The sequence below is a fragment of the Pseudomonas azotoformans genome (assembly GCF_001579805.1).
GTDB lineage: Bacteria > Pseudomonadota > Gammaproteobacteria > Pseudomonadales > Pseudomonadaceae > Aquipseudomonas > Aquipseudomonas azotoformans_A.
This window is the reverse complement of sequence record NZ_CP014546.1, coordinates 1,793,450-1,806,878: the sequence shown is the minus strand read 5'-3', so window position 1 is coordinate 1,806,878 and position 13,429 is coordinate 1,793,450. Positions and strand designations below refer to the sequence as shown.

Sequence of the window (13,429 nt, the reverse complement as noted above, 5' to 3'; positions counted from 1 at the left end):
GTAGGCGTTCGCGCCTACACCACCAACCGCTGCAACGCCTCGCGCAACATCCCCGGAATCGTCACCGGCTGGTTCGAACCCCGCTCCACAAACACATGCACAAAGCGCCCCGCCGCACAGGCCTCTTCTTCGCCCTGCTTGAACACCGCCAATTCGTACTGCACTGAGCTATTGCCCAGCTTGCCTACCCGCAAGCCGATCTCGATGCGTTCGGGAAAGGCAATCGACGCGAAATAATCGCACGCCGAACTCACCACGAATCCCACCACTTCACCGTCATGAATATCCAGCCCACCTTGCTCAATCAGGTAGGTATTCACCGCCGTGTCGAAAAAGCTGTAGTACGTCACGTTGTTCACATGACCATACACATCGTTGTCGTGCCAGCGCGTAATGATCGGCTGGAAGTGCGGGTAATCGGCGCGTTGTGGCACTGAATCAGACATGGGCAAGTCTCGTGAAATGGGTTTACAGGTCATTCAGATGGGCCTGGGCCCACTCGCGGACCTCGGCGTACGGATAATCCTCCAACGCAGCAAAACCCGGAATGCCCCGTGCTTTCAACTTGGTAAACAACGGCACGCTGATGCCGCCAAGGAAACGCGTCAGGCGTTCCGCCCCAGGCAAGTGGCCGGTGTGTTCATGATGCCTGTGGATAAAATCACCGCACAGCCCCATGAAGTTTTTATCCACAAGCGGCGGCAAACCTGGCGGCGGCGGAAGGTGCGCAACATGGCCGTGGCACACCGAGCAATGCCCGCAACGCTGGGGCGCGTTTTCATCGCCGAAATACTGCGCCAGGCGTTGACCCAGGCAGTGTTCGGTGGCGAACAGATCGAGCATGGCGTGAATCCGTGCGACCTCACCTACCTCATGCTGCTTGAAGCCTGTGTATAACTCTTTGCTCATGACATCAGGGTCAAACTCGGTATCAAGCAAGCTGTAGACCTCGGTCATCTGCTTGCTCTCAAGCTCGATCAGGCCTTGCTCCTGGAAGTAGTCCAGCGCTTTCACCACCCGGCTACGCTCGGCATTGTGCTGTTGATAAAGCGCGTCGAAATCCACCGTCGCCCAAGTCTTGGCCCGCTTGCACACCTGGATGATCGCCGCGACAAACTGCTGCCGCTCACCCGTAAAACGCGCGAGCAAAGCCTCGGGTTCGATCAGGTACTTGAAACGGTACTCGGCATAAAACGCATAACGCGGCGCAATCACGCCCTTGAGCTCCAACTGCACCAGCAGCGTCTTCAACGGCAGCTCGCGGATGTTGCTGTGGTCCGACAAAGACCTGAGCAAAAACTCCCACTGCCCATCGCCTCGCGCGGCCTGCAACTCGTCGAGCACCCGGCGAATGCCCTCCTGCTCCGGTGTATCGCCGTACACGAAGTTTTCCAGCACATTGAGGCTGTCGCGGTTGGCCAATACCAGGCAATCGGACGGTTGCCCATCACGCCCCGCGCGGCCGATTTCCTGGCTGTAGTTCTCGATGGACTTGGGCAGGTCGAAGTGCACCACATTGCGGATATCACTTTTGTCGATGCCCATGCCAAACGCGATGGTGGCGACGATGCAATTGGAGCGCCCGCCCATGAAACGCTGCTGGATACCCTCGCGTTTATCGTGAGGCAAACCGGCGTGATAGGCCTCGGCCTGGATGCCGTTGCGGTTCAAATGCTCGGCAATCTGCTCGGCGGTTTTCTGCAGGGTGACGTAGACGATGCTCGGCTGATCGGCACGCTCGCCCATCCATTGCACCAACCGTCGACGCTTGTCCGCACCGCTGACCGGCTCCACCAACAGGTTGAGATTGGGCCGGTAAAAGCCCGTGGTGACCACATCGTCCGGTGCAATGGCGAACTTCGCCTGCATGTCGGCAATCACCTTGGGCGTCGCTGTAGCCGTCAACAGCAGCGCTTGTGGGATATTGAACTGACGCTGGTAGTCCGGCAGCTTCAAATAGTCCGGACGGAAGTTGTGGCCCCACTCGGAAATACAGTGCGCCTCGTCCACCACCAACAGCGAGATCTGCACGCTTTGCAGGAAGTTACGAAAGCGCTCGTTCTTCAGGCGCTCAACAGAAATCATCAGGATCTTCAACTCGCCGGAACGCGCGCGGGCCATCACGTCATTGGCGTCCTCGCGGCTCTGGGCCGAATCGATACTGCCCGCCGAAATACCGTGGCGCTGCAAGAAACCCAGTTGGTCCTGCATCAGCGCCAACAGCGGTGACACCACCAGCGTCAGGTGCGGCAGCAGCACCGCCGACAGCTGATAACACAGGGACTTGCCCGACCCCGTTGGAAAAATAGCCGCTGCCGAACGGCCGGCCAGCACGGCGCTGACCGTCTCTTCCTGACCCAGGCGAAACTGTGGATAACCAAAAACCTGCTGGAGGGTGTCGTGCATAGGCTGTCACTCCGTTGACCGCTGAAGGAATCAAAAACATAGATCAGCGATCAAGAAAAGGTCGGGGATAAACGCTACAAACTGATACAGAGAAAACCAGCAAGCCCGCGCAAAAACGCAGACAGTAACACGCCAGATCACCTACCCCCGACAAGGAGTCGTGGATGTCTCGATGCACACTGTTTTCACTGCAACACCTCGTCGTGTTCACGCTGTCGTTATTGCTGCTGGGCTGTGCAAATGCCCCCGCCCCAATACCTGCCGAACCGGATACACAGCGTTTTGAAACACCCGAATACTTCGAGCAAAAAGCCCTGCCCATTGTCAAAGCCTCCTCCCTCTACGCGCGGGGTGGCACTGGCCAGGGCGTTAAAGTCGCGCTGATCGACTCTGGGCTCAACCAGGCATTGCCCGAGTTCTACGGCCGTGTAGCCGATCCGGGCTATGACTTTGTGACACAGCAGCCCGGCACCCTCGACATCAAGGGCCACGGCACCCAGATGGCCGGCATTCTCGCCGCCAACAAGAATGACCAGGGCATCCACGGCATCGCCTTCAACGCCCAGTTGATCCCCATGCGTTTCGGTGATGATAAGGAGCCGTTCTACTTCGACAGTGAAATCGCCCAGGCCTGGGAGCTGGCCTATAGCAAAGGGGCACGCATTTTCAGTAACTCATGGGCGAACCCCATTGAAGCCAACACCAACGAGGTTCCCATCTACGAACGCCTGATGGGTGACTCGTTGGGCGTGGCAAAAAAGCTAGTGGGCGAAGGGGCTGTATTCGTCTTTTCAACAGGTAACGAGGTCAAGCGTGAGCCACTCGCCGAACCCGGCCTACCCGCGCTGGTTCCGGAACTGGAGAAAGGCTGGATTGCCGTCATGGCCCTCAAGAACGACGGCACGGCCATCAATCTCAAATCCAATTATTGCGGCCTCGCGGCACGCTGGTGCATCGCGGTGCCAGGAGGCGATGGTGCTGCTGGGTTGCTGACCACCAACAAGGATGGCAGCTACGGACCCACCGCCGGCACCTCGCCGGCCGCGGCGTTGGTCAGTGGTGCCTTGGCGGCATTGCAGAGTCGCTTTCCCGAGATGACACCGCAACAAGTGCGTGAGCGCCTGCTCAGTACGGCGAATCGAACGGGTGTCTACGCCAACAGCGAAGCCTATGGCCGAGGGTTGATGGACCTCGACGCAGCCTCGCGTCCCGTAGCCATTGCGCAAACAGACAATGCCCCCACTGGGACGCGTTGATGTGATTTTTTCTCCGGCCTACCCTCTGAAGCATTGCGCTACAATAAAGCCTTGCTACCCAGGAGTACGCTGCCATGAGCGAACCGACGTTTGAGCAAAAACAGGATCACTACCACAAGATCCGCCGTTCCAATTACCTGGCCAGCCTGCGCCTGGAAGGGTTCGACACCCAACCCGCCGACGTCGACAAACCCCTGCCGACCCGCGAAGCCGTCCTCGCCAAGTACCGCAACACGCCACGCTGATGCTCGACAAATATGGGGTGGGCCAGGATCCGTACTGCTATCCCGGTAGTAGCGTGCTGCGCAACCGCCTCGATTTGCACGACGAGGCCCGCTTGCACCAAGCCGAGCGGGAATTATCCGAAATCGCCGTAGGCAACCTCCCGCTCTTCCCTCCGCCCTATGACCTCGACCGCCTGCAACACATCCACCGCACCCTGTTCAGCGACCTCTACGACTGGGCCGGCGAATTGCGCAGCGTCAACATCCAGAAAGGCGACACCCTGTTCTGCACCCCGGAACGCATCCCGCCGGAAGCGGCGAAGATCATCCGGCGCATGCAAGAGGCGAACTGGTATGTGGGTGTGAGTCAGGCTGAGCTGATCACACAGATTGCCGAGGCCTACGGCGACCTCAACGTTATCCACCCCTTCCGCGAAGGCAACGGCCGGGCGCAACGGATCTTGTTCGAACAGATCATCGTCAACGCCGGGTTTTCGGTGAACTGGTGGCTGGTGAAACACGCGGCGTGGATACCGGCGAATATTGATGCGGTGGCGTGTGATTACCGGGGGTTGGAGGCGATTTTTGAGCGGTGTGTGAGTCGGCCTGTTGGCAACTGACCACATGCCAGCTCGCCGCACACCACTCACCTGTTTCGCTGTTAAGTCACTGCAAGCCGCAAATCCCGGAAAGCCCTGTAAGAAACCTCCAAACGCTTCGACATCCCCTTCCGAAACTGCTTAAAACTCCTGCCCGCCCCTCTACAAAACTCACCTTTCTCTGACTGAAACTAGCGCCCTTTCAACAGCCCCCGGCAAATACCTTTGAACATCGAAAGGACTCAACATATCGGCGAGAGCTCTACAGCTCCAGAGCGGCCAAGACGATGAGCGAATACACCCAGTGGATCTATCTGCCCCTCCTCCTCGCACTGGTTACCATAATCGACAGGGCAATAAAGTCGCCCGTACTCAGAAGATGGGTTGGGCTCTGCCTCTTGGTAACCGGCCCAATACTTCTGTTGCATGCCACCTCATGGATGAGAGAAGCGCAGCTTGAAAGTCTGCCTATAGCGGTGTTTGTAACAGGCATTGGGTTATTGAGCACACAGAATATCTATTGCAAAGTAAAAGCTAATCACCCACTCCTGCGTGCCCCCACCATGAACCTCGCGCCCAACTTCCCCGAAGACCCCGTCATGCAGCAACTCCTGCAACTGCTGCACGAAGAAATCGGCCTGCCCAAACACAAGACGATCCGCCTGCAAACCTCGATCAACTTCGACCTCGGCTGCGACGGCAGTGAGGCCAAGCAACTGATGGAAGCCCTGGAGCAGGAATTCGCGCTCGACCTGGGCGACTTCGACACTTATCGTTACTTCAACCCGCCGGTGTTCGATGTGTTTCTCAAACGCCGCGCCAAGGGGCGCGGCGAAAAAGTGCCGCTGACCCTCGGCATGCTCTACCTGGCCATCAAGACTCAAAGCTGGGACACGCAGACGCTGGAAAACCTGAGCTGAAACACTAAGGACCTTACATGGACGTAACAATGGGCCTGCTGTCCGCCCTGCTCTGGGGTGGTACGGATTTTCTCGTGGGCCTCAACGCCAGAGCCGTGGGCGTTAAACGCGCGGTGTATTTCGGCCAAGCGCTCGGCTTCCTGATCATGACTGTGCTGCTGGTCATTCTCCCAAGCTTGCTGCTCAAATCCCTCGACGCCCCGCTGAGCGTGTGGCTGCTGGGCGTCGCCGCCGCCCTGCTCACCGTCTCCGGCGCCCTGGCGCTGTCCAAGGCCTTCGCCCTTGGCAAAGCCGCCATCGTCGCGCCGCTGGTGACGTCCTACGGCGTGGTGACCACCTTGCTGTCCTGGGCCAGCGGCGAGCACATCAGCCTGACGCAACTGGGCTGCATCGCCGTGTGCGTGATCGGCGTGATCCTCTCCAGCATTCATAAAGACAACGGCGTCCCCCACAACAACCCTCGCCAGTCGATCGCCTACGCCATGCTCGCCGCCTTGCTGTACGGCACCAGCTTCTGGCTGCAAGGCCGCTACACACTGCCCGCGCTGGGACCGATCACCACGCTGTGGCTCGGTTACCTGGTGGGGCTCTGCGTATTGGTGGTGATGGTGCTGAAGATCAAGGACGGCCTGAAAATCCCACCGCTGAAAAACTGCGCAACGCTGACCGGTGCAAGCTTGATGAACCTGGGTGGGTTCTCGGCGTTTTCCTGGGGGGCGATGGCGGGGTCGGTGTCGGTGGTGACGGTGATCAGTACGTTGTCAGGCGGGATTGCAGCGATTTTGGGGTTTGTGTTTTTCAAGGAGCGGTTGTCGGTGGTGCAGGTGGTGGGGGTTGTGCTGGTACTGGTCGGCGCGGTGGTTCTGCACATCGCCGACTAAGCGTTCGCGCACAAAAAAGCCGCCTGCAAGAGGCGGCTTTTTCACAACGCTCGAATCTTACAACTTAGGACCCGCAGCCTTGATCGCATCGCTCACTTCAAACTTCTTGAAGTTCTCGATGAACAGACCCGCCAGTGCCTTCGCCGCTTCGTCGTAGGCAGCCTTGTCAGCCCAGGTGTTACGTGGGTTCAACAGGCCGGTTTCAACGCCCGGTACGGCCAGTGGCACGTCGAGGTTGATGGTGTCTAGGTGTTCGGTTTCGGCACCGATCAACGCGCCGCTCTGGATCGCTGCGATGACGCCGCGAGTGGTCGGGATGTTGAAGCGGTTGCCGACGCCGTAGCCGCCGCCGGTCCAGCCGGTGTTGACCAGGTAGACCTTGGAGCCGAAGCCGCGGATGCGCTTGATCAGCAGCTCTGCGTATTCGCCAGCCGGGCGCGGGAAGAACGGTGCGCCGAAGCAGGTGGAGAAGGTCGACTTGATGCCGCCGCCGGAACCCATTTCGGTCGAGCCCACCAGTGCGGTGTAGCCGGACAGGAAGTGGTAGGCCGCTTGTTCTTCGCTGAGGATCGACACAGGCGGCAGTACGCCGGTCAGGTCGCAGGTCAGGAAGATTACCGCGTTTGGCTCGCCGCCCAGGTTCTTCTCGGAACGCTTGGCAACGTGCTCCAGCGGGTAGGCCGCGCGGCTGTTCTGGGTCAGGCTGACGTTGGTGTAGTCGGCGTGCTTGGCCTCGTCGATCACCACGTTTTCCAGCACGGCGCCGTGCTTGATGGCTTTCCAGATGACCGGCTCGTTCTTCTCGGACAGGTCGATGCACTTGGCATAGCAACCGCCTTCAATGTTGAACACCACGCCTTCGCCCCAGCCGTGTTCGTCGTCACCGATCAGGTAACGGCTTTCGTCGGCGGACAAGGTGGTTTTGCCGGTGCCCGACAGACCGAAGAACAGGGTCACGTCGCCTGCTTCGCCGATGTTGGCGGCGCAGTGCATTGGCAGCACGTCGGAAGCCGGCAGCAGGAAGTTCTGCACCGAGAACATGGCTTTCTTCATCTCACCGGCGTAACGCATGCCGGCGATCAGCACTTTTTTCTGGGCGAAGTTGAGGATCACGCAACCGTCGGAGTTGGTGCCGTCACGCTCTGGCACGCATTCGAAGTTGGCCACGTTGAGCACTTGCCACTCTTCACGACCGGCCGGGTTGTACTGGGCCGGGTTGATGAACAGGCAACGACCGAACAGGTTCTGCCAGGCAGTCTGAGTGGTCATTTTCACGGCCAGGTAGTGGTCTTCGGCAGCCCCTACGTGAACATGGGAAACGAAATGCTCTTGCGCGTTGTTGAAGGCCTCGACGCGAGCCCACAGGGCATCGAACTTGTCGGCCGGGAACTTGCGGTTGATCGGGCCCCAGGCGATGGAAGCCTGGGTGGAAGGCTCTTCAACGATGAAACGATCGACCGGCGAACGGCCAGTACGGTGACCGGTTTCGACGACCAGCGCGCCAGTATCGGCGAGCACGCCTTCACCACGCTGCAGGGCTTCTTTAACCAGATCGTCAACACTCAGATCGGTGTATACGGCGTTGTTGGCTTGCGTCATGAGGTTCCCCGTCGGCCTATGGCCGAGTGCTCCAAACGTTTTGTAGTAGAAAGTTGCGCACTACTACCGCGAAAAAAGTGGGCCGGATTATGCCAGAAAAGCCCAAAAAGAGTAGGGCCCTCCCGTCAGAACTGCGCTAATCCGGCGTTTGTCAGGTGATTTACCTGTGCTTAAACGTTTTAGTGGCGGGTGTCGGAAGGGGTGTCGATGCCTGCGCCGGCGAACAATTGGGCGACATCGGCCGCATCGAACAGGTAGCGCTCGTTGCAGAACTGGCAGTCGATCTCGATGTGCCCGCCGTGCTCTACCACCAGGTTTTGCGCATCTTCCAGGCCGAGGCTGACCAAGGCATTGGCCGAGCGCTCGCGCGAGCAACTGCAATTGAAGTGAAGGCCTTGTGCGTCAAACAGTCGCACGGCTTCTTCGTGGTACAGGCGATGCAGGATGGTTTCGTTGTCGAGGCCCAGTTGCTCTTCAGCGGTGAGGGTGCCGGCCAGGGCCGTCAGCTTGCGCCAGCTGTCGGTGCGCTCGTCTTCGTCCTTGATGCGATCTGGTGGCAATTGCTGCAACAGCATGCCGCGGGCGCGTTTGCCGTCAGCGTTGAGCCAGAACTTGGTGCCGACCTGCTGGGACATCACGAAGTAGTTGGTGAAACAGTCCGACAGGGTTTCGCCGTCCAGGTCGACGATGCCCTGGTAGCGCTGGCCTTCGGTGGGGTCGACGGTGATCGCCAGCACGCCGTTGGCCATCAGGTCGGACAAGGTGGCGTCCGGGGCAATCTGGTCGGCCTCGTAACGGGCCAAACCACGGATTTCGCGCTCGCTGGAGCACTCGATCATCAGCATCGGCACGGGGCCTTCGGAACGTGCCTGCAGGATCAGCAGCCCGTCGAATTTCATGGTACCCACCAGCAGCGCCGCCGCTGCCATCAGCTCCCCGAGCAGTTGCGCGACCGGCTCCGGATAGGGGTGCTTGGCGAGGACTTCGGCATAGCTGCGCTCCAGCGAGACCAGCTCGCCGCGGGCGTCGCTCTCGTCAAAGATGAAGCGTTGGGTGAAGTCGGTATCCGGTAGATCAGTCATAGGTCTGGGTATCTGAATTGATGACAAATTGATTACAAGGTTTATAGAATTAAACGCTTTAGCACCGTTTTGGTGCGGTTTTTTAGAGCCGTGGGGGACAGTTTATGAACAATCCGGGTTTGTTCCAAGCCAAGTGGAACCTCGGGCGATGGGCCTTTTGCAATCTACTCGCTATCGCACTGCTGTGTTTTTGGCTGTGGCCCACGGGCCAGATGCTGTGTGTGCTTTTCGACGAGTGGCTGTTTCATCTGCTCAATGACCCGCTGGCCAGCAACTTGACCTGGCTGCACGTGTGGGCGGTAGCCAGTTTGCGGCCGTTCGATGCGGTGGTCGGCGTGATTCTGCTGACGCTGCTGATTCGCGGCGACTGGGTATTCAAGGCCGTGCAGGTGCGCCAGGCATTGTTAGGTTTTGTCGGCATTCTGCTGCTGTTGCTGTTTATCCGCATGCTGTTTTCCAAGTTCGCGGCGCACATGGGTTGGCAACACAGCAGCCCGTCGATGGTGATCAGTGGCGCGATCCAGATGAGCGACTACTTCCCGGGGCTGGAGAAGACCTGGGAATTGAAGGACCGTTCGAGCCAGAGTTTTCCAGGGGATCACGCGTCGGTGCTGTTGATCTGGGGGATGTTCATGACGGTGTTCGCCAAGCGCATTGGTCAGGTGCTGGTGATCTGGGGCCTGGCGCTGCTGTTCATGATGCCGCGCCTGGTGGCGGGGGCGCATTGGGGCCAGGACGATTACATCGGTGGGGTGTTGCTGGCACTGTTGGCATTGGGATGGGGGTATTACACGCCGTTTGCGGCGAAGGTTTCGAGCGGGTTGTTGCGGGTGACCGCACCGGTGTTCGGCCTGCTTCAGCACATGCCGCTGATCAGTCGACTGAGTGTGGTTCGCCCAACGTGATGGCCAAGGGTGAGGGAGCTTGCTCCCCCACTGTCGCCGTCAATCATCATTGCCACTGCCGCGAAACTTGAACAGGTCGCGGCGCTGCTTCTTGCTCGGTTTGCCATCGGTGGTCATGCCCGTGGCGCCCGCCTTGCGCATCGCGGCCGCATTTTCACGCTTGGCGATGCTGGCTTCGGTCTCGGTGTACAACGCCTGCGCTTCAGGCGCACCACGGCGCACGATGGAAAGCGCCTGAACCACGACCGTCTTTTCATCAAACCCGACACGAATCTGGAACTCATCGCCGACACGCGGCTCCTTGCCCGGCTTGCAGCGCTCGCCGCGATGGTGCACCTTGCCGCTCTCAATAGCGGCCTTGGCCAAGGCACGGGTTTTATAGAAACGCGCGGCCCACAGCCACTTGTCCAATCGGACCTTTTCTTCCTCTTCCTGCTTTTGAGCCACTTGAATTCCTCGCTCTGAAAAATGTCGCAACCTTACTCTTGGAACCCTTCGACGCATAAACCTCAAGGCTCACCTAAGATACGCCAGACACCTCGAGTTTTGCGTGCCTTGCCCAAGCACTCACTGATTATTGAAGCTTGAGAGATATCTGTCGCCATTTGCCGATTATTCTGCGTGAATACCGCGAATTCGGCACCTAGCCTCAGTGATGGCAAGGGATTGTCACACTCCGTGAGCCGTTGGACGTTACTGTCCTCGACAACTACGAAACATTTCTGAAATGCCGGTTATCCATATTGAAGACATTTGACCATTTGACCGTTGTGGGTCTGCGTGAGTGGGTGGCACTTCCCGACTTGGGAGTGGCAGGGCCTGCGCGCAAAGATCGACACCGGTGCCAGCACCTCAAGCCTGCACGCTACCGATATCGAGCCGTTTGAGCGCGACGGTGAGAAGTGGGTGCGCTTTACCGCGCACCTGGGCAGCGTTGTGCAACTGCGTCACCGCCGCTGCGAAGCGCCCCTGGTGACGATGAAAACCATCAAGAGCTCCAACGGCCATGCGCAGGTGCGCTATGTCATCAGCACCACGTTGGCGCTGGGTGATCGGGTATGGCGGGTGGAATTTACCCTGGCCTGCCGCAAAGCCATGCGTTACCGACTGTTGCTGGGTTCCAAAGCCTTGATTGACGGCCAACTGGTGGTCAATCCCGGCATCAAGTACGTTCAAGACAAGCCGGTGTTCCCGGTCTCTACTCTTTCTGTCCCAGGTGCTGCATGAAGATTGCTGTGCTGTCGCGAAACCCGCGTCTGTATTCCACCCGCCGCCTGGTTGAGGCCGGCACCGAACGTGGCCACGAAATGGTGGTGATCGACACGTTGCGTGCCTATATGAACATTGCCAGCCACAAGCCGCAGATCCACTACCGGGGCAAGCCGCTGGAGGGGTTTGATGCGGTGATCCCACGCATCGGCGCCTCGGTGACGTTCTATGGCTGCGCGGTGTTGCGCCAGTTCGAAATGATGGGGGTGTTTCCCCTCAACGAGTCGGTCGCCATTGCCCGTTCACGGGACAAGCTGCGCTCGCTGCAACTGTTGTCGCGCAGGGGTATCGGCCTGCCGGTGACGGGCTTTGCCCACTCCCCCGACGACATCCCCGATCTGATCGACATGGTCAACGGCGCGCCGCTGGTGATCAAGGTGCTGGAAGGCACCCAGGGTATCGGCGTGGTGCTGTGTGAAACCGCGACAGCGGCCGAATCCGTGATCGAGGCGTTCATGGGCCTCAAGCAGAACATCATGGTGCAGGAATACATCAAGGAAGCCGGCGGTGCGGATATCCGCTGCTTCGTGGTGGGCGACAAGGTGATTGCGGCGATGAAGCGCCAGGCCAAGCCGGGGGAGTTCCGCTCCAACCTGCACCGTGGCGGCAGCGCCAGCCTGATCAAGATCACGCCGGAAGAACGCATGACGGCACTGCGGGCCGCCAAGGTGATGGGGTTGAGTGTGGCGGGTGTGGATATCCTGCGCTCCAATCACGGGCCGCTGGTGATGGAGGTGAACTCGTCACCGGGCCTGGAAGGCATTGAAACCACCACCGGGAAGGATGTGGCGGGGATCATCATTCAGCATCTGGAGAAGAATGGTGGGCCGAATATGACGAGGACCAAGGGCAAGGGCTAGAGAAGCAGATTGTAGCTTCAAGCTATAGGCTGCAAGAGAGGCAAAAGCGATCCGTTTTTCTCTTGCAGCTTTAAGCTTGGTGGTTGCAGCTGTTTCTAGACCGCATCTCTAGGCAACATCAACCCAAGCGGCAACCGCACCCGCGCCTCCAGGCCACCCTCTTCTCGGTTGCGCAACTCAACATTGCCGCCATGCATCGAGGCAATCCGCCGCACAATCGCCAACCCTAGCCCTGTGCCTTTGCCACCCCGGGCACGGTCGCCACGGGTGAACGGGTTGAAGATGCCTTCCAACTCGTCCGGGTCGATGCCTGCGCCCCGGTCCATCACGCTCAGCACCACATAAGGCGCAGCACTGTCGCCGGACACATAGGCCGCCACTTCCACATCGGAACCGGCGTGATGCAAGGCGTTGCCGATCAGGTTGTTCAACAGGCGCTTCATCGACACTCTACGCAACGCAAACGGCTGGATCGGCTCCAGGCGCATACGTACCTGCTCACCGTTCTGGTTGTAGGGCGCGACCACCTCACGCACCAGGTCCGTCAGGTCGACCTCCTCAACCACTTCATCACGGCCATCGCGGATAAACGCCAGGAACTGGTCGAGGATCGCGTCCATGTCCTCAATGTCGCGGACCATGTCGTCAGTGAGGTCGCTATGGTTGCCCATTAGCTCCAGAGACAAGCGCAATCGCGTCAACGGTGTGCGCAGGTCATGGGACACCCCCGCCAGCATCAACTCGCGTTCGCGCCCGGCCTGTTCGACGTCTTCCGCCATCTGGTTGAACGCGCCGTACACCTCGGTCATCTCACTCGGCGTATCGCTGACCGGAAGACGCACGCTGCGCCCCTGGCCCAATTGACGGGCGGCAAACACAAGGCGTTTAAGCGGCTGGTTGAGCTGGCGCACGAAAATCCACGCTGAGGCCGTTGAAAGCAGACCGATCGCCAGGAACCAACCCAATACGTTCCAAATCTTCTGCCCCCGCAGCGGGTGCGGGTACAGCGGTACTTTCAACCAATCTTCGCCCAGGCTTGGCGCGCGCACCCACAACGCTGGCGACACATGCATACGCAGCCGCACCTCAGTGTCTTCACCCAGTTCTGCCTGCATCTGGCGTTGGTAGATCTCACTGTAGGGCCAATGCTGCTCGCCCTCCGGCACACCTGCACCGGCGACGCGCACCAGGGTCGCGGCCTTGGCGATCTTCTCGCGGTTCTCCGGGTCTGCCGCCCAATAGGCGCGCAGCGTCAAGGCGACACCGTGGCTGTATTGCCGGTCCACCAGCACGTCCTCGTTCATCAACAGATAAACCAGTGTGAGTGCCTTGGAAAACAGAACGACGATCAGCACCAGCCAAAGGGTGCGGGAGAAAAAACTTTGGGGGAACCACAGCGGGGTTTTCATAGAAGACTGCTAGATACCT

General features: G+C 59.3%; 13 protein-coding genes and 1 pseudogene. 8 read left to right on the top strand and 6 right to left on the bottom strand.

The window, feature by feature from the left end; translation table 11 throughout:
- Positions 1–14: 14 nt before the first annotated feature.
- Positions 15–446, bottom strand: coding sequence for an acyl-CoA thioesterase (locus AYR47_RS08430; protein WP_016979057.1), 432 nt, complete (start codon positions 444–446; stop codon positions 15–17).
- A 22-nt stretch (positions 447–468) separates the two neighbouring features.
- Complete coding sequence (locus AYR47_RS08425; RefSeq protein WP_061434899.1) at positions 469–2,406, bottom strand: RecQ family ATP-dependent DNA helicase; 1,938 nt, start codon at positions 2,404–2,406, stop codon at positions 469–471.
- Positions 2,407–2,570: 164 nt separating this feature from the next.
- Here AYR47_RS08425 and AYR47_RS08420 point away from each other — a divergent pair, with 164 nt between their 5' ends.
- From AYR47_RS08420 to AYR47_RS08405, 5 genes are all read left to right on the top strand, one after another.
- Positions 2,571–3,662 (top strand): S8 family peptidase, encoded by a 1,092-nt coding sequence (locus AYR47_RS08420; protein ID WP_061434896.1) that lies wholly within the window; start codon positions 2,571–2,573, stop codon positions 3,660–3,662.
- Between the two features lie 74 nt (positions 3,663–3,736).
- Positions 3,737–3,907, top strand: coding sequence for a YhfG family protein (locus AYR47_RS31955; protein ID WP_016979054.1), 171 nt, complete (start codon positions 3,737–3,739; stop codon positions 3,905–3,907).
- Entirely contained in the window at positions 3,907–4,506 is a 600-nt protein-coding gene (locus tag AYR47_RS08415) for a putative adenosine monophosphate-protein transferase Fic (RefSeq protein ID WP_061434894.1), read from the top strand. The genes AYR47_RS31955 and AYR47_RS08415 overlap by 1 nt, the downstream gene beginning before the upstream one ends.
- A gap of 542 nt (positions 4,507–5,048) precedes the next feature.
- Positions 5,049–5,405 (top strand): DUF1493 family protein, encoded by a 357-nt coding sequence (locus AYR47_RS08410; protein WP_033898738.1) that lies wholly within the window; start codon positions 5,049–5,051, stop codon positions 5,403–5,405.
- A 17-nt stretch (positions 5,406–5,422) separates the two neighbouring features.
- Positions 5,423–6,286 (top strand): DMT family transporter, encoded by an 864-nt coding sequence (locus tag AYR47_RS08405; protein WP_237142542.1) that lies wholly within the window; start codon positions 5,423–5,425, stop codon positions 6,284–6,286.
- 57 nt (positions 6,287–6,343) lie between these two features.
- Here AYR47_RS08405 and AYR47_RS08400 read toward each other — a convergent pair whose 3' ends face one another.
- A complete protein-coding gene (locus AYR47_RS08400; RefSeq protein ID WP_016979047.1) occupies positions 6,344–7,885 on the bottom strand; it encodes a phosphoenolpyruvate carboxykinase in 1,542 nt (513 codons plus the stop codon).
- Positions 7,886–8,064: 179 nt separating this feature from the next.
- Positions 8,065–8,967: an Hsp33 family molecular chaperone HslO gene (gene hslO, locus AYR47_RS08395; protein ID WP_016979046.1), complete on the bottom strand. Its 903-nt coding sequence runs from the start codon at positions 8,965–8,967 to the stop codon at positions 8,065–8,067.
- 104 nt (positions 8,968–9,071) lie between these two features.
- Here hslO and AYR47_RS08390 point away from each other — a divergent pair, with 104 nt between their 5' ends.
- Positions 9,072–9,872: a phosphatase PAP2 family protein gene (locus AYR47_RS08390; protein WP_061434889.1), complete on the top strand. Its 801-nt coding sequence runs from the start codon at positions 9,072–9,074 to the stop codon at positions 9,870–9,872.
- A 39-nt stretch (positions 9,873–9,911) separates the two neighbouring features.
- On the opposite strand, the gene AYR47_RS08385 is transcribed toward AYR47_RS08390, so the two are convergent.
- A complete protein-coding gene (locus tag AYR47_RS08385) occupies positions 9,912–10,319 on the bottom strand; it encodes an RNA-binding S4 domain-containing protein (protein ID WP_016979044.1) in 408 nt (135 codons plus the stop codon).
- 296 nt (positions 10,320–10,615) lie between these two features.
- Between AYR47_RS08385 and rimB the strand changes: the two are divergent.
- Both rimB and rimK read left to right on the top strand, forming a co-directional pair.
- A pseudogene (gene rimB, locus AYR47_RS08380) lies at positions 10,616–11,099 on the top strand (retropepsin-like aspartic endopeptidase RimB).
- On the top strand, positions 11,096–12,001 hold the full coding sequence (gene rimK, locus AYR47_RS08375; RefSeq protein WP_010214091.1) for a 30S ribosomal protein S6--L-glutamate ligase: 906 nt from the start codon (positions 11,096–11,098) through the stop codon (positions 11,999–12,001). The pseudogene rimB and the gene rimK overlap by 4 nt, the downstream one beginning before the upstream one ends.
- A gap of 95 nt (positions 12,002–12,096) precedes the next feature.
- Here the strand turns inward: rimK and AYR47_RS08370 are convergent, their stop codons facing one another.
- On the bottom strand, positions 12,097–13,410 hold the full coding sequence (locus AYR47_RS08370; RefSeq protein WP_016979042.1) for an ATP-binding protein: 1,314 nt from the start codon (positions 13,408–13,410) through the stop codon (positions 12,097–12,099).
- Positions 13,411–13,429 lie beyond the last annotated feature (19 nt).